The sequence below is a fragment of the uncultured Cellulomonas sp. genome, from assembly GCF_947494015.1.
GTDB lineage: Bacteria > Actinomycetota > Actinomycetes > Actinomycetales > Cellulomonadaceae > Pengzhenrongella.
In genome coordinates this window covers 66,044-82,779 of sequence record NZ_CANLTL010000007.1, presented here as the reverse complement: position 1 = coordinate 82,779, position 16,736 = coordinate 66,044, and the positions used below count along the sequence as shown (strand labels likewise).

The 16,736-nt window shown below is 75.0% G+C and carries 11 protein-coding genes; 10 read left to right on the top strand and 1 reads right to left on the bottom strand.

Annotated elements, in window-relative coordinates:
* Positions 1-76 precede the first annotated feature (76 nt).
* Entirely contained in the window at positions 77-2,752 is a 2,676-nt protein-coding gene (locus tag Q0840_RS09705) for a DEAD/DEAH box helicase (protein WP_298459185.1), read from the bottom strand.
* 170 nt (positions 2,753-2,922) lie between these two features.
* Here Q0840_RS09705 and Q0840_RS09700 point away from each other — a divergent pair, with 170 nt between their 5' ends.
* The 10 genes from Q0840_RS09700 (at position 2,923) to Q0840_RS09655 (ending at position 16,719) form a co-directional block, all read left to right on the top strand.
* Positions 2,923-3,258: an STAS domain-containing protein gene (locus Q0840_RS09700; protein WP_298459183.1), complete on the top strand. Its 336-nt coding sequence runs from the start codon at positions 2,923-2,925 to the stop codon at positions 3,256-3,258.
* Between the two features lie 195 nt (positions 3,259-3,453).
* Positions 3,454-5,757, top strand: coding sequence for a sodium-translocating pyrophosphatase (locus tag Q0840_RS09695; RefSeq protein WP_298459181.1), 2,304 nt, complete (start codon positions 3,454-3,456; stop codon positions 5,755-5,757).
* Between the two features lie 62 nt (positions 5,758-5,819).
* Positions 5,820-6,476 (top strand): endonuclease/exonuclease/phosphatase family protein, encoded by a 657-nt coding sequence (locus tag Q0840_RS09690; protein ID WP_298459179.1) that lies wholly within the window; start codon positions 5,820-5,822, stop codon positions 6,474-6,476.
* A gap of 59 nt (positions 6,477-6,535) precedes the next feature.
* Positions 6,536-8,092, top strand: a complete 1,557-nt coding sequence (locus Q0840_RS09685) for a methyltransferase (protein ID WP_298459178.1) — start codon at positions 6,536-6,538, stop codon at positions 8,090-8,092.
* 68 nt (positions 8,093-8,160) lie between these two features.
* A complete protein-coding gene (locus Q0840_RS09680; protein ID WP_298459176.1) occupies positions 8,161-9,147 on the top strand; it encodes a phosphatase PAP2 family protein in 987 nt (328 codons plus the stop codon).
* Positions 9,148-9,217: 70 nt separating this feature from the next.
* Complete coding sequence (topA, locus tag Q0840_RS09675) at positions 9,218-12,082, top strand: type I DNA topoisomerase (protein ID WP_298459174.1); 2,865 nt, start codon at positions 9,218-9,220, stop codon at positions 12,080-12,082.
* 48 nt (positions 12,083-12,130) lie between these two features.
* On the top strand, positions 12,131-13,135 hold the full coding sequence (locus Q0840_RS09670; protein ID WP_298459172.1) for a Gfo/Idh/MocA family protein: 1,005 nt from the start codon (positions 12,131-12,133) through the stop codon (positions 13,133-13,135).
* A 51-nt stretch (positions 13,136-13,186) separates the two neighbouring features.
* Positions 13,187-13,843 carry a dTMP kinase gene (tmk, locus tag Q0840_RS09665; protein WP_298459170.1) on the top strand — a complete coding sequence of 219 codons (657 nt, stop codon included), beginning with the start codon at positions 13,187-13,189 and terminating at the stop codon, positions 13,841-13,843.
* Entirely contained in the window at positions 13,840-14,976 is a 1,137-nt protein-coding gene (locus tag Q0840_RS09660) for a DNA polymerase III subunit delta' (RefSeq protein ID WP_298459169.1), read from the top strand. The genes tmk and Q0840_RS09660 overlap by 4 nt, the downstream gene beginning before the upstream one ends.
* A gap of 117 nt (positions 14,977-15,093) precedes the next feature.
* Positions 15,094-16,719, top strand: coding sequence for an alpha/beta hydrolase (locus Q0840_RS09655; protein WP_298459168.1), 1,626 nt, complete (start codon positions 15,094-15,096; stop codon positions 16,717-16,719).
* The last annotated feature ends 17 nt before the right edge of the window (positions 16,720-16,736 follow it).

The following is a 16,736-nucleotide window of genomic DNA, read 5'->3' as shown; positions in this document are numbered from 1 at the left end:
CGAGTGCCGCCGCTCGGTGGCCGCCGCGAAGCCGCCCTCGGTGAGCGCCGCCGACGGACCACCGGCCAGTGCACGGTCAGCCCGGCGCGTGAGCCAGGACGGCGTCCAGCAGCCGCACGGCGGCGTGCTTCTCGAGCGGGTTGTTGCCGTTGCCGCACTTGGGGGACTGCACGCACGCGGGGCAGCCCGTCGAGCAGCGGCAGGTCGCGATCGCCTCGCGGGTCGCTCGCAGCCAGGCCGTTCCCAGGTGGAACCCGCGCTCGGCGAAGCCGGCACCCCCGGGGTACGCGTCGTAGACGAAGACGGTTGCCTGCTCGGTGTCGACGTGCATCGCGGTCGACACCCCGCCCAGGTCCCACCGGTCGCACGTCGCCAGCAGTGGGAGCAGCCCGATGGACGCGTGCTCGGCCGCGTGCAGCGCGCCCGGTGCCACGTCCGCGTCGATCCCGGCGTCTTCGAGGATCGACGCCGGCGCTGTCCACCACACCCCCGTGGTGGACAGCGTCTGGGCCGGCAGGTCCAGCGGCTCGGACCCGACCACCTGCATGTCCGGGATGCGCTTGCGCTGGAAGCTGACCACCTGCGTCGTGACGTCGACCGGACCGAAGCCCCACATGACCGGTCCCCACTCGCGCCGCTCGCGCACCGCTCGGATCTCGATGGACGTCAGCCAGCGCGCCCACGTGCCGAAGTCGACCGACCGCCGGTCGACCAGCGCGACGCCGTCGGCCAGGTGCAGCTCCTCGACGACGAAGGTCGCGCCCTGGTGCACGTACACGGCCCCCGGGTGCAGCGTGGCGTCCGCCGACGACGCGTCGACCGTCCCGAGCATCCGTCCCGTGACCGCCTCCACCACGCGGACGGGGTCACCGCCGGTGCCGCGCAGGTCCGTCAGCCGGGCGGCGCTGTCCGCGTGCGTCCAGTACCAGCCCGACGCGCGTCGGCGCAGCGCGCCGCGGTCGACGAGGACGTCCAGCAGCTCACGGGTGCCGGGCCCGAACAGGTCGCAGTCCTCGGCCCGCAACGGCAGCTCCGCCGCGGCCGCGCACAGGTGCGGGGCAAGCACGTACGGGTTCGTCGGGTCGAACACGGTCGCCTCGACGCCGGCGTCGAAGATCGCCTCCGGGTGGTGAACCAGGAAGGTGTCCAGCGGGTCCTCGCGCGCGACGAGCGCCACCAGTCCTTCGCTCCCGGCCCGCCCGGCGCGGCCCGCCTGCTGCCACAACGACACCCGGGTGCCGGGCCAGCCGGCGATCAGCACGACGTCGAGCCCGGAGATGTCCACGCCGAGCTCCAGCGCGTTGGTCGTCGCCAGCGCGCGCAGCCGACCGTCGCGGATCGCCGACTCCAGGGCCCGCCGCTCCTCGGGCAGGTAGCCGCCCCGGTACGCCGCCACCGTGCCGGCCAGCGACGGGTCGACGGACACCAGGTGCTGCTGGGTGACGGTGGCGACCGACTCCGCCGCGCGCCGGGACCGCGTGAACGCCAGCGTGCGCGCCCCGGCCACGGTGAGGTCGGCGAGCAGGTCCGCGATCTCCGCGGTGGCCGACCGGCGCGGCCGCGCGGGATCGTCCTCGACGACCCCCGACCCGCTGCCCAGCAGCCGCCCGTCGTCCGGGCCGGCCGGGCGGCCGTCGGACCCGGTGACCGGGCTTCCACCATCAGCGACCCCGCCGACCCCGCCGACCCCGCCGACCCCGGCGGCACCCTCGTCACCAGCAGTGGCCCCACCGGCACCGGCAGCACGTGCGGGTGCGACCGTCGCGGTCGGTGCCGCCGACGCCGGCGCACCGCTGGAGACCGCAGATGCCCACGGGTCGTCCTCGAGCGGCTCGGCCGCCCGGGTGAATGCTCCGCCGTCGTCCGGCCCGCCATGGCCGGGCAGCTCGGGAGGCTGCCACAGCGCGAACGTCCGCCGGCCGGCCGGTGCCCGGTCGTGGGTGACGGCGACGACGTCGTCGGGCGCGACGCCCAGCAGCCGCGCCGCACTGACCGCCGGGTCGGCCGTGGTCGCCGACGCCATGAGGAAGGTCGGGCCGGCCGGGTCGCCCAGGTGCGCGGCGAGCCGACGCAGTCGTCGGAGCACCGCGGCGACGTGCGCCCCGAACACACCGCGGAAGGCGTGGCACTCGTCCACCACGACGTAGCGCAACGAGGTGAGCAGCCGGACCCAGCGCCGGTGGTGCGGCAGCAGCGCGAAGTGCAGGGAGTCGGGGTTGGTCAGGACGACGTCGGCGTGGTCCTGCACCCACCGGCGCTCCTCCACGGGGGTGTCGCCGTCGCAGGTCGCCACCCGGACGTCGCGCGCGTGCCCGGCGTCGAGCAGCCGTTCCAGTGCGACCAGCTGGTCGGCCGCGAGCGCCTTGGTGGGGGACAGGTACAGGACCGATCCCCGGCGCCGGGCCGACTCGATCCGCCCGGGGTCCAGGACCGACGCTGCGACGTCCGTCCGCACGGAGGTCAGGGACGGCAGCCAGAACGCCAGCGACTTGCCCGAGCCGGTGGACGTGGCCACCACGGTGTGCCGGCGCGACCAGGCGGCGTCGGCGGCCTCGACCTGGTGCTCCCACGGGCGGCTCACGCCGAGCGCGCGGTACCCGGCGACCAGGTCCGGGTCCGCCCAGGCGGGCCAGTCCGCCGGGGTCCCGGACCGCTCGGGCACGTGATGGACGTGGGTCAGCCGGTCAGCGCGGCGCCCGTGGGCCACCAGCACGTCGAGCAGCTCCTCCGAGCGGTGCGCCGCCTCGGTCACCGCCCGCCCTGCCCGGTCTCTCCCACGTGCCCAGTCTCCCACCCGCGGGCACCGCCCGCCGCGAGCGGGCCCGGCGCCCGTCCCCCGGACGGCGGCCACGGACCGTCGTCCCCGGCACGCCGGGCCCCGGGTTTGGTTAGATACGGTGGTCGTTCCCCAGGAGGTGAGCCATGGACGTCTCCGTCCACACAGAGGTGCACGGTGACCAGGTGGTGGTCCAGGTCGCCGGTGAGATCGACGTCTACACCGCCGCGTCCCTGCGTGAGAAGCTCGCCGACCTGATCGACGCCGACCACACCGACGTCATCGTCGATCTCACCGGGGTCACCTTCATGGACTCCACGGGCCTGGGCGTGCTCGTCGGTGCGCTCAAGAAGGTGCGCGGCTTCGGCGGGCGCCTGCAGCTGGTCATCGACCAGGAGAAGGTCATCAAGGTCTTCCGGATCACCGCCCTGACGCAGGTCTTCACCATCCACGAGACGCTCGAGGCCGCGCTCGCCAGCTGAGGCGGTCCTGGCGGCCCGCGCCGACGGCCGCCGGCACGGCACGCCGGGCTCGACCGGCACCTCCGACCGATCCGCCGAAGGCGGACCTGGGGCACCGAGCGTCTGGCTAGACTGCGCGCAGTCCGGCGGCAACGAGGCCGTCGGAGCACAGGGGGGCGTCGGCTCTCGGGCCTGCGCGGGTGTCGAGGAGGACGCATGCTCACGCTCGGAACCACGAGCCTCACGATCGTCGGCGTGGTCGCGGTGATCGCCGTGGCCTGCCTGTTCTACGCGGTCGTGCTCCGCCGGCAGGTGCTCGCCGCCGGCGAGGGGACCCGCCGGATGCAGGACATCGCGCAGGCCATCCAGGAAGGCGCGTCCGCCTACCTCAACCGGCAGTTCCGCACCCTGGCGCTGTTCGCCCTGGTGGTCTGCGCGCTGCTGTTCCTGCTGCCGGGTGACACCGGCATCAAGGTCGGTCGCTCGGTCTTCTTCGTGCTCGGCGCGGGGTGCTCGGCGGCGATCGGCTACCTCGGCATGTGGCTGGCCACCCGCGCGAACCTGCGGGTCGCCGCGGCAGCGTCCCTGCCCGGCGGCCGCTCCGAGGGCGCCCGGATCGCGTTCCGCACCGGCGGCGTGGTCGGCATGTGCGTCGTCGGTCTCGGTCTGGCCGGGGCAGCCGTCGTGGTGCTGATCTGGCGCGGTGACGCGCCGGCGGTGCTGGAGGGCTTCGGCTTCGGCGCGGCGCTGCTGGCCATGTTCATGCGGGTCGGCGGCGGCATCTTCACCAAGGCGGCCGACGTCGGCGCCGACCTCGTCGGCAAGGTCGAGAAGAACATCCCCGAGGACGACCCCCGCAACGCCGCGACCATCGCCGACAACGTCGGGGACAACGTCGGCGACTGCGCCGGCATGGCTGCCGACCTGTTCGAGTCCTACGCCGTGACCCTCGTCGCGGCGCTGATCCTGGGCAAGGCGGCATTCGGCGAGCAGGGCCTGGTCTTCCCCCTCATCGTGCCCGCGATCGGTGCGCTCACCGCGATCCTCGGGGTCATGATCACCCGGGTCCGCGGCGACGAGAGCGGACTGACGGCGATCAACCGCGGCTTCTACACCTCCGCGGCGGTCGCCGCCGTGCTGTCGGCGATCGCCGCGTTCATCTACCTGCCCGGCTCGTTCGCCGAGCTGACCGGCGTGGACGGCGCGCTCGCCGCGAACACCGGGGACCCCCGGCTCGTGGCCACCGGCGCGGTGCTCATCGGCATCGTCCTGGCCGGCATCATCCTGTGGCTGACCGGGTACTTCACCGGGACGACGTCCAAGCCGACCCTGCACGTCGCGCGCACCTCGCAGACCGGCGCGGCCACGGTCGTGCTGTCCGGGATCGGGGTGGGCCTGGAGTCCGCCGTCTACACCGCCGGCATCATCGCCGCCGCGATCTGCGCCGCGTTCCTGCTGTCCGGCGGGTCGGTGATCCTCGCCCTGTTCCTCATCGCGCTGGCCGGCTGCGGTCTGCTCACCACCGTCGGCGTCATCGTCGCGATGGACACCTTCGGCCCGGTGAGCGACAACGCGCAGGGCATCGCGGAGATGTCGGGCGACGTCTCCGCCGACGGCGCCCAGACCCTGACCGACCTCGACGCCGTCGGCAACACCACCAAGGCGATCACCAAGGGCATCGCCATCGCGACCGCCGTGCTGGCCGCGACCGCGCTGTTCGGCTCGTACGCGGCCTCGGTCTCCACGGCCCTGGACGGGCTGGGGGAGACGGTCGCCGGGCTCACCGGCGTCACCGGGGCGATGCTCAGCTACGACATCATCAGCCCGGTCACCCTGGTCGGCGTCATCCTGGGCGGCGCGACGGTGTTCCTGTTCTCGGGACTGGCGATCGACGCCGTCACCCGCGCCGCCGGCGCGATCGTGTTCGAGGTCCGCCGCCAGTTCCGGGACAACCCCGGCATCATGACCGGCGAGGTGCGGCCCGAGTACGGCCGCGTGGTGGACATCTGCACCCGCGACTCCCTGCGCGAGCTCGCGACGCCCGGGCTGCTCGCCGCGTTCGCACCGATCGCCGTCGGGTTCGGCCTCGGCGTGGGCCCGCTGGCCGGCTTCCTCGCCGGCGCGATCGCCACCGGCGTGCTGATGGCCGTGTTCCTGGCCAACGCGGGCGGCGCCTGGGACAACGCGAAGAAGATCGTCGAGGACGGCCACTACGGCGGCAAGAACTCCGAGGCGCACGCCGCGGTGGTCATCGGCGACACGGTGGGTGACCCGTTCAAGGACACCGCTGGACCGGCCATCAACCCGTTGATCAAGGTGATGAACCTGGTCGCGCTGCTCATCGCCCCGGCCATCGTCACGATCAGCGTGGGCGACGACGCCAACCACGCCGCCCGCCTGGGGATCGCGCTGGCCGCGACGGTGATCGCCTTCGGCGCCGTCATCGCCTCGCGGGTGCGGGCGGCGCGGGTCGACAGCGAGGACCACGTCGACCAGGAGCCGGCACTGGTCCGCGACTGACGGCGGCACCCGGGACCGGCTCACCCCGGGCGCGGACCCGGGCCCTGGGGTGTGATGGCCCCATGCGGGTGATGACGTACAACGTCAAGGGTCTGGACATCGGTGTCGGTGCGCTCGTCGAGGTGATCGACGACGCCCGCCCCGACGTGCTCGCCCTGCAGGAGCCGCCCCGGGGCCGGCACGGTCACCGGCGGCTGGCCGAGCTGGCGGGCCTGACCGGGCAGCGCGTCGTGGTGGGTGAGGGCCCGTCGCGCACCACGGCCCTGCTGGTCCGTCAGGGCGTGCGGGTCGACGGCGCCCGGGGCCGGGCGCTGCCGTGGCGGCTGGGACAGGTGCCGCGCGGCTACTGCCTCGCACGGATCGGCGGGGTGACGGTCGTGGACATCCACCTGCCGCTCGGCTCCCGCGAGCGCCTGGCCCACCTGGACCGCGTCCTGCACGACATGCTCACCGAGCCGGGCCCGTACGTCGTGATGGGTGACCTCAACGAGCAGCCCGGCGGCCCCGTCTGGGCCCGGCTGGGGTCGGGGCTGGTGGACGCGGTCGAGTCGGCCGCACCGACCTTCACCGCGCGTCGGCCACGTCGCCGCCTCGACGCGGTGCTGGTGAGCCCGGGGCTGCGCGTCACCGGCTCGACCATCCGGTCCGACGACGTCACCCGCCGCGCGAGCGACCACCTGCCGATCGTGGTCGACCTCGACGTGCCCCTCGACGCCTGACCCGCCCGCCGCACGCGCACCCGCGCGGCGGCCGGCCCCGCGAGCGCGATGATGGCCGCGTGAGCACCCACGACCTGCCGCGCACCGACCCGCACCGGCTCGACCACCTCCGCGGTGACCTCGACGCCGCGGGGTACACCGTCGACGGCGTCGAGGAGCTGCTCGGCCCGGTGGCGTCGGCGGCCCTGCACCGCGAGGAGCCGGTGCCGGCCCTGCGCGCGACCGGCCCCGGCTCGTCCGCGCCGGAGCGTGCGTCCCTGGTCCGGCTGTTCGTGCTCGGGACCCACGTCGCCCGGGCGGACGCCGAGCGCGCCTTCGCCCGGCTCGGGGTCGACGGCGCGGTCGCGCTCGGGCTGGTGGCGGCGGCGGGCTGGGGTGCGGGCGACCCCGTGCGCGCCGTCGTCGACCTGCGCCCCTACCGCGCCGAGGACGCGGCCGGCACCGTCGACTGGTGGCTCGCGTCCGACCTCGGCGAGCTGGCGACCGGCCGCGCGCTGCGCACCGACCACGTCCTGGGCGTCGGTGGTGCGTCGACCACGCTCGCCCAGGTGACGGTCCGCGACCCCGTCGGGCGGGCGCTGGACCTGGGCACGGGCTGCGGCATCCAGGCGCTGCACGCCTCCCGGCACGCCGACGCCGTCGTCGGCACGGACATCTCCACCCGGGCGCTCGCCTTCGCGCGGTTCAACGCCGCGCTCGCCGGTCTGGGCGCCGACCGGCTCGAGCTGCGGAGCGGCTCCATGCTCGAGCCGGTCACCGGCGAGCGCTTCGGGCTCGTGGTGTCCAACCCGCCGTTCGTGATCACCCCCCGCGTGGCCGGCATGCCGGCGTACGAGTACCGCGACGGGGGCCGCGCCGGGGACGCCGTCGTCCGGGACCTGATCACGGGGGTGGGCCAGGTGCTCGAGCCGGGCGGAGTGGCGCAGCTGCTCGGCAACTGGGAGGTACGCGGCGGCCAGGACTGGGACGAGCGCGTGGGACGCTGGCTGGACGAGTCCGGGCTGGACGGGTGGGTCGTGCAGCGCGAGCTGCAGGACCCGGCCGAGTACGCCGAGACCTGGATCCGCGACGGCGGGTCCACCCCCGAGCGCGACCCGGAGGACTGGCGGGCCCGGTACGGGGCATGGCTGGACGACTTCGCCGCCCGCGACGTGACCGCGATCGGGTTCGGGATCGTCACCCTGCGCCGCCCGGTCAGCGGCCGGCCCACGCTGCGCCGGCTCGAGGAGCGCACCGGCGCCGTCCAGCAGCCGCTCGGCGCGCACGTCGCCGCCGCGCTGGCCGCGCACGACTGGCTGGCCTGCACCGACGACGCGGCGCTCGCATCCACCCGGCTGACGGTCGCCGCCGATGTGACCGAGGAGCGCTACCTCACACCGGGCAGCCCCGACCCGGACGTCGTGCTGCTCCGCCAGGGCGGGGGGCTGGGCCGGGCGGTGCGCGCCGGGACGGCGCTGGCCGGCCTGGTCGGCGCGTGCGACGGCGAGCTCACGGTCGCCCAGCTGGTGGGTGGCATCGCGGCGCTGTTCGAGGTGCCCGCGGCCGACGTCGCCGCGGAGGTCCTGCCCGCCGTCCGCGGCATGGTGGCCGACGGCATGCTGACGCCGCAGACCTGACCCCGCGCCCGGGCGCGACGGCCGGGTAGCCGGTCCTCGACGTCGGTCCGCTCGCCTACCGTGGTGGGGTGTCCTCCACCGCGCACGTCCCCACGCCCCGGTCCGGGCCGTACCCGGCCGGGCGCCGCCGACGCGTGGGAGCGGTGCTGTTCTGCCTGCTGGTCGCGCTCGGCTCCGCGGCCGGCGTCTGGCTGACCTACCGGGTGTTCGTGCGGACCTACACCGGCCAGCGCGTGGACCAGGTGGTCTTCGAGGGGTCGTCGTACGGCCGCGGGCGGCTGTGGCAGGTCGCCGAGCCCGTGCTCGACGTCGTCTCCGTCCCGTACATCGCGCTCGTGCTGCTCGCGGCGGTGCTCATCGCGACCCTGCGCCGCCGGTGGGAGCTCGCGGTGCAGGTCGCGGTGCTCATGGGTGGCGCCAACCTCACCACCCAGGTGCTCAAGTACTGGGTGTTCGACCGCCCGCAGCTGGGCATCTCGCCCGGCTCGGCCAACGCGCTGCCCAGCGGGCACACCACCGCCGCCGCGTCCGTGTCCGCCGCCCTGGTGTTCGTGGTGCCGCCGCGGGCGCGGCCGTGGGCCGCCGTGCTGGGCGCGGTCTACACCTCGGCCACCGGCGTCTCGACGCTGATCGGGCGCTGGCACCGGCCGAGCGACGTGGTCGCCGCGATCCTGGTGGTGCTGGCCTGGACCGGTCTGGCGTGCGCGCTGGCCGCGCTGTCGCGTCCGGCGCACCGGTCGGTCCCCGGCGTCCGCACCGGGGACGGCGGCGACGCCCCGGTCGACATGTCCGCCACCGCAGCGCTGGCGCTGCGCGACGCACCGGCCCGCAACACCTCGCGCGTGCTCGGCGGGATGCTCGTGCTGGCGTCCGTGGGCGCCGGCGTCCCGGCCGCGATCGCCCTGCGGCAGGTCTGGCTGGCGCCGGACGCGCCGGCCACCGCGGGGGAGCTGATCACCGGGTACATCGGCGGCGCGCTGGGCATCGTCGCCGCGGCGTGCCTGGCGTTCGCCGTCCTGCTCGCCGTCCGGGACGCGGCCGGACGAGCCGGTTGACGCAGGGACGTAGAGTGCGCGGCGACGCGCTCGGTCGGCCCGTCCGCTGTCTGGAGAGATGAGGGTTCGTATGTCCGCCTCCCGCAAGCTGGTCATCGTGGAGTCGCCTGCCAAGGCGCGCACGATCGCCGGCTACCTCGGTGACGGGTACGAGGTCGAGGCCAGCGTGGGTCACATCCGTGACCTGCCGCAGCCGTCCGAGCTGCCCGCGGAGATGAAGAAGGGACCCTTCGGCAAGTTCGCGGTCGACGTCGAGAACGGGTTCGAGCCGTACTACGTCGTCGACGCGGACAAGAAGAAGAAGGTCGCCGAGCTCAAGCGGCTGCTCAAGGACTCCGACGAGCTCTTCCTCGCCACCGACGAGGACCGCGAGGGCGAGGCCATCGCCTGGCACCTGCTGCAGGAGCTCAAGCCCAAGGTGCCGGTCAAGCGGATGGTCTTCCACGAGATCACCCGCGAGGCCATCACCCGCGCCCTGGAGAACACCCGCGAGCTCGACGGCGCGCTCGTCGACGCCCAGGAGACCCGCCGCATCCTGGACCGTCTCTACGGCTACGAGGTGTCCCCGGTCCTGTGGCGCAAGGTCCGCCAGGGCCTGTCCGCCGGACGCGTCCAGTCCGTCGCGACCCGCCTGGTGGTCGAGCGCGAGCGGGAGCGGATGGCGTTCCGGGCCGCGGACTACTGGGACGTGCGCGGCGACTTCGCCGTCAGCGAGCCCCACTCCGACGATGCTGCCGACGCCGCCCGCTTCGCCGCGCGCCTGGCGACCGTCGACGGCGCCCGCGTCGCGACCGGGCGCGACTTCGACGACCGCGGTGCGCTGACCACCGCCGATACCGTCCACCTCGACGAGGTGGCTGCGAACGCGCTGGTCGACGGGCTCGCCACCAGCCGGTTCACCGTCCGGAGCCTGGACACCAAGCCGTACTCGCGCAAGCCGGCCGCACCCTTCACGACGTCGACCCTCCAGCAGGAGGCGTCCCGGAAGCTGCGGATGGGCTCGCGGCAGACCATGCGCACGGCGCAGGGCCTGTACGAGAACGGCTACATCACCTACATGCGGACGGACTCGCCCGCGCTGAGCTCGCAGGCGATCGACGCCGCCCGGCGCCAGGCGGCCGAGCTGTACGGCGCGGAGTACGTGCCCGGCTCGCCGCGGGTGTACGCGTCCAAGAACAAGGGTGCGCAGGAGGCGCACGAGGCGATCCGGCCCGCCGGGGACTCGTTCCGCACGCCCGCGCAGGTCGCGCGGGAGCTGTCCGGTGACCAGTTCCGCCTGTACGAGCTGATCTGGAAGCGAACCGTCGCCTCGCAGATGGCCGACGCCAAGGGCTCCACGGCGTCGGTCCGCCTGGGCGCGCAGGCCGCCGACGGACGCGACGCCGTGTTCGCCGCGTCCGGCACCGTCATCACGTTCCGCGGGTTCATGGCCGCGTACGAGGAGGGCCGCGACACCGACCGCTACGCCGACGACGCCGCGGGTGCACCGGCGGCGAAGGGCGCAGCGCCCGGCGGCGCGTCCGCCGGGACAGCCGGGGAGGGCACCGGCACCGGCGCCGGGAAGGGCGCCCCGGCGGAGACCCGGCTGCCGAAGATGGCGGAGGGCGACGCGCTCACCGCGACCGACCTGACGGCCGACGGGCACCGCACCTCACCGCCGCCGCGCTACACCGAGGCGTCCCTCATCAAGGCGCTGGAGGAGCGCGGCATCGGCCGGCCCTCGACGTACGCCGCGACCATCTCGGTCATCCAGGACCGCGGCTACGTGATCTCCCGCGGCCAGGCGCTGGTGCCCAGCTGGCTCGCGTTCGCCGTCACCCGCCTGCTGGAGGAGAACTTCGAGCGGCTGGTGGACTACGACTTCACCGCCGCCATGGAGGCCGACCTCGACCGGATCGCCGCCGGACGGGAGGACCGGCGCGAGTGGCTCGGCCGGTTCTACTTCGGCAGCGGCAGCGGGGCCGCCGGTACGGGTGGCAGCGGCTCCGGGGGCGACCCCGAGCTGACCGGCGGGCTGCGTCAGCTCGTCGAGGGGCTGGGCGAGATCGACGCCCGCGAGGTCAACTCCATCCCGCTGGGTGACGGCCTGACCCTGCGGGTCGGCCGCTACGGCCCGTACGTGGAGGACCCGTCCGCGCTGGACGCCAACGGCGACCCCAAGCGCGCGTCGGTCCCCGACGACCTGGCCCCGGACGAGCTCACCGCCGAGCGGGCGCGCGAGCTGATCGAGACCCAGGCCGACGGGGACCGGGTGCTCGGCGAGGACCCGTCCACCGGCACCACGATCGTGGCGCGCAGTGGGCGGTACGGGCCGTACGTGACCGAGCTGCTGCCCGAGCCCGAGCTCGACCCGGGCCTGTCGGCCGCCGCCAGGAAGAAGGCGCTCGCCGCGGCCCCCAAGCCGCGGACGGCGTCCCTGCTCAAGACGATGCAGCTGGCGGAGGTCACCCTCGACGACGCCCTGCGGCTGCTGTCGCTGCCGCGCGTGGTGGGCGTGGACCCGGAGTCCGGCGTGGAGATCACCGCGCAGAACGGCCGGTACGGCCCCTACCTCAAGCGGGGCACGGACTCGCGCACGCTGCCGACCGAGGAGGCGATGTTCGACATCACCCTCGAGGAGGCGCTGGCGATCTACGCCCAGCCCAAGCGCGGCCGCGGCGCGACGGCGGCCGCGCCGCTGCGCGAGCTCGGCGAGGACCCGGTGTCCAAGAAGCCCGTCGTGGTCAAGGAGGGTCGCTTCGGCCCGTACGTGACCGACGGCGAGACGAACGCGACGCTGCGCAAGGAGGACGCGGTCGAGTCCGTGACCCTCGAGCGTGCCGCCGAGCTGCTCGAGGAGAAGCGGGCCCGCGGGCCGGCCAAGGGCCGCAAGCCCGCCGCCCGCAAGGCCCCGGCCAAGCGCGCTCCGGCCAAGAAGGCGGCCGCCAAGAAGTAGCCCGCGGGGCGGGCGGGGTGACCGGCGTCACCGACTAGGTTGGTCGCCATGAGCCATGTCGAGGACCCCCGCACCGCCCCGCCGATCCGCTGGGGCATCCTCGGAGCCGGCGGTATCGCCGCCTCCTTCGCCGACGCCGTCAACGCGCACACCCGCGCGCAGCTCGTCGCCGTCGGGTCCCGCAACCGGGACCGCTCGTCCCGGTTCGCGACCGCGCACGGGATCCCCACGACCCACCTCGGGTACCGCCAGCTCGTCGAGGACCCGCAGGTCGACGCCGTCTACGTCGCCACGCCGCACTCCGAGCACCGCGAGCACGCGCTGCTGGCCATCGCCGCCGGCAAGCACGTCCTGGTGGAGAAGGCGTTCACCCGCAACACCGGCGAGGCCGAGGAGGTGTTCGCCGCCGCCCGCGCGGCGGGCGTCTTCGTCATGGAGGCGATGTGGACGCGCTTCCTGCCGCACATCGCCAAGGTGCACCAGGTCATCCGCGCCGGGGAGATCGGCGAGATCGTCAACATCTCGGCCGACCACGGCCAGCGGTTCCGGTTCGACCCGACCAGCCGCCTGTTCGACCCCGCGCTGGCCGGTGGCGCCCTGCTGGACCTCGGGGTGTACCCCATCTCCTTCGCGCACGACTTCCTCGGTGTGCCCGACGCCGTGCACGCGGTCGGCCAGCTCACCGAGACCGGCGTCGACGGCCAGGTCAGCGTGGTGCTGACCTACGGCGAGCAGGTGCAGGCGACGCTGTCCACGACGCTGTGGTCGCGCACCCCCACGCGCGCGCACATCTCGGGTACCGAGGGCTCGATCCAGGTCGAGGGCAGCTTCTACGCGCCGTCGTCGTTCGTGGTGAACCGCAACGACGGCGCCCGGTGGACGTTCGACCAGCACGCCAAGCGCGGCCTGCAGTACGAGGCCGCCGAGGTCGCGCGCTGCGTGGCGCAGGGCCGCACGCAGAGCGACCGGATGACCTGGGACGGCACCCTCGACGTCATGCGGACGATGGACGAGGTCCGCCGCCAGATCGGGGTCACCTACCCCGGTGAGTGACGCGGGTCGCGGCGATCGGGCACGTGGGTGGCGCCGGATACCCTGGCGCACGTGACCACGCCCGCCCCGACCGGCCCGCCGACCGGCCTCTTCGTGTCGTTCGAGGGCGGGGACGGCGCCGGGAAGTCGACCCAGCTGCGGCTGCTCGGCGCGTGGGTGCGGGACGTCCTGGGTCGGGAGGCCGTGCTCACCCGGGAGCCGGGTGGGACGGACCTCGGCCGGCTGCTGCGCACCGCCGTGCTGCACGGGGACGACGTCGACGCGCGCACCGAGGCGCTGCTGTACGCCACGGACCGGGCGCACCACGTGCACACGGTGGTGCGGCCGGCGCTGGCGCGCGGGGCGGTGGTGCTCACCGACCGCTACCTCGACTCGTCGGTGGCGTACCAGGGCAACGGGCGCGACCTCGGCGAGGACGAGGTCGAGCGGCTGTCCCTGTGGGCGGCGGACGGCCTGGTGCCGGACGTGACCGTGCTGCTCGACCTGGACCCGCGCGCGGGCCTGGCGCGGCTGGACGGCGCCCCCGACCGGCTCGAGCGGGCGGGGGAGGAGTTCCACCGCCGCACCCGCGAGACGTTCCTGCGCCGCGCCGCGGCCGACACCTCCGGCCGGTGGCTCGTGCTCGACGCCGCCCGGCCCGTCGACGACGTCCAGGCCCTCGTCCGCGCGCGCGTCGCCGCCGAGCTCGGGGTGGCGGTGGCCCGGTGAGCGTGTGGGACGACGTCGTCGGGCAGGAGGCCGCGACGGCGGTGCTGCGGGAGGCCGCCACCGACCCGGCGGCGATGACCCACGCCTGGCTGCTGACCGGGCCGCCCGGGTCCGGGCGCTCCAACGCGGCCCGGGCGTTCGCGGCCGCGCTGCAGTGCGAGCGCGGCGGGTGCGGGGTCTGCCAGGCGTGCACGACGGCGCTGGCCGGCACCCACGCGGACGTCACCGTGGTCGCGACCGAGCTGGTCGGGATCCGCATCGACGAGACCCGCTCGCTGGTGTCGCTCGCCCAGCGCAGCCCGTCCGAGGGGCGGTGGCGGGTCATCATCGTCGAGGACGCCGACCGGATGGCCGAGCGCACCTCCAACGTGCTGCTCAAGGCCATCGAGGAGCCGCCGCCGCGCACGGTGTGGCTGCTGTGCGCCCCGAGCCCGCAGGACGTCGTGGTGACCCTGCGGTCACGCTCGCGCGTGGTGGCCCTGCGGGTGCCGCCGGTCGAGGCGGTCGCCGAGCTGCTCGTCACCCGCGACGGTGTGGACCCGGCCGTGGCGGCGGTCGTGGCGCGCGCCTCCCAGAGCCACATCGGTATCGCCCGCCGGCTCGCGCGGGACCCGCAGGCGCGCGCCCGGCGATCGCGGGTGCTGGCGATCCCCGGCGCGATCCGCGGGGTCGGGGACGCGGTGCTCGCCGCGGGTGACCTGGTCGAGGTCGCCCAGGACGAGGCGCGCGCGGCCACCGAGCACCGCGACGCCCAGGAGAAGGCGGCGCTGCTGCACGCGATGGGGGCCGAGGGGGCGGCGACCCTGCCGCCCAGCTTGCGGGCGCAGGTGACCCAGCTGGAGAAGGACCAGAAGAGCCGGGCCACGCGGGCCCAGCGCGACGTCCTGGACCGGTCGATGGTGGACCTCCTCTCGCTGTACCGCGACGTGCTGGTGGTCCAGCTGGGAGCCGGGGTCGACCTGGTCAACACCGAGCACGCCGACGACGTCCGGGCGTTGGCGGCGGCGAGCACCCCCGAGCAGACGCTGCGCCGGATGGACGCGATCGGCGAGGCCCGCACCCGGCTGGCCGGCAACGTCGCACCGCTGCTCGCGGTCGAGGCCATGACGATCGCGCTGCGGCCGCAGGGCTGACCGACGAGCGGCTGCGGGAGCGGGCGGCCGGAGGACGGGGCAGCCGCGGGAGCGGGCGGTCGCGGAGGGGCGCGGACGCGGGCGGCTGCACGACGTCCCGCCGGTTACCGTGGTCGCGTGCCGCGCCTGCCCCTGCCGTCCCCCGCCCGCGCCCCGCGCACCCCCCGAGTCCCACGGTCGTCGGGGACGGCGCACGCCGGTCGGTCCACCACGGGACGCCTCACCGCCGGTCGGTTCACCGCGGTGGTCGCCGTGCTCGCGCTCGGCCTCGTGGGGTGCTCGTCGACGCCCACCAAGAACCAGCAGCCGGTCGCGCCGCCGTCGACCCCGGTGGTCGGTGACGACGTCGACCCGGCGCTCGAGCCGTTCTACTCCCAGGTCATCGAGTGGTCGGCATGCGGCGACTTCCAGTGCGGCACCGCGACCGTGCCGATCGACTACGCCGAGCCGGGTGCCGGCAGCTTCGAGCTCGCACTCAAGCGCGCGCCCGCCACCGGCGCCGACCCGATCGGCTCGCTGCTGATCAACCCCGGCGGACCCGGCGGGTCCGGGGTCGAGTTCGTCGAGACGGCGGTCGCGCGGATCTCCGACCGGGTGGTCGAGGAGTACGACGTGGTGGGCTTCGACCCGCGCGGCGTCGGGCTGTCGTCCCCCGTCACGTGCCTGGACGACGCGGGCAAGGACGCGCTGATCTCCCGCGACTTCGACTACGCCTCCGACGCCGGGCTCGCCGAGGCGCGCGAGGCCTACCGGGCGTTCGGTGAGGCCTGCGCCGCCAACACCGGCCCGCTGCTGGGGCACGTCGACACGGTGAGCGCCGCCCGTGACCTCGACGTCCTACGGGCCGCTCTGGGCGACGAGCAGCTGACCTACCTCGGGTACTCCTACGGCACCGCGCTCGGCGCGACCTACGCCGGGCTGTTCCCCGAGCGGGCCGGCCGGCTCGTGCTCGACGGCGCGCTGGACCCGTCGCTCGAGCCGGCGCAGGTCGGGCTCCAGCAGGCCGTCGGGTTCGAGAACGCCCTGCGTGCCTACGTCGCGGACTGCCAGGCCGGCGCCGACTGCCCGCTGACCGGGACCGTCGACGACGGGCTCGCCCAGGTCCGCGACCTGCTGGACCGCGCCCGGCGCAACCCGCTGCCGACCGAGTCCGACCGGGTGCTCACCGGGACGCTCGCGTTCTACGGCATCGCGGTGACCCTCTACGACGACCAGAACTGGGGAGCGCTCACCCAGGGCCTGACCGCGGCCCTGCGGCAGGGCGACGGAACGATCCTGCTCATCCTCGCCGACGCCTACAACGAGCGCGGCGAGGACGGCACCTTCCTGTCGAACTCGACCGAGGCGTTCACCGCGGTGAACTGCCTCGACGGCGCGTCGTCGGCCGACCCGGCGACCATGCGGGCCGAGGCGGCCGAGCTCGCCGAGGCCGCCCCGACCGTGGGGTACTTCTTCGGCTACGGCGGTGCGGTCTGCGCCGAGTGGCCGTACCCGGCGACCGGGCAGGCCGGTCCGATCACGGCCGAGGGGGCGCCGCCCATCCTGGTGATCGGCACGACGAACGACCCGGCGACGCCGTACGCCTGGGCGCAGGCGCTGGCCGAGCAGCTGTCCTCGGCGGTGCTGCTCACCTACGAGGGGGAGGGGCACACCGCGTACGGCCGCTCCAACGAGTGCATCGCCGACGCCGTCGACGCGTACCTGCTCGAGGGCGCCGTGCCCGACGAGGGGACGCGCTGCTGACGGTGCGCCGTCAGCCC

What these genes read in the sequence shown, in the direction of transcription:
- Q0840_RS09700 (WP_298459183.1), top strand. Translation starts at nt 2,923, where the DNA reads ATGGACGTCTCCGTCCACACAGAGGTGCACGGTGACCAGGTGGTGGTC.
- Q0840_RS09695 (WP_298459181.1), top strand. Translation starts at nt 3,454, where the DNA reads ATGCTCACGCTCGGAACCACGAGCCTCACGATCGTCGGCGTGGTCGCG.
- Q0840_RS09690 (WP_298459179.1), top strand. Translation starts at nt 5,820, where the DNA reads ATGCGGGTGATGACGTACAACGTCAAGGGTCTGGACATCGGTGTCGGT.
- topA (WP_298459174.1), top strand. Translation starts at nt 9,218, where the DNA reads ATGTCCGCCTCCCGCAAGCTGGTCATCGTGGAGTCGCCTGCCAAGGCG.
- Q0840_RS09670 (WP_298459172.1), top strand. Translation starts at nt 12,131, where the DNA reads ATGAGCCATGTCGAGGACCCCCGCACCGCCCCGCCGATCCGCTGGGGC.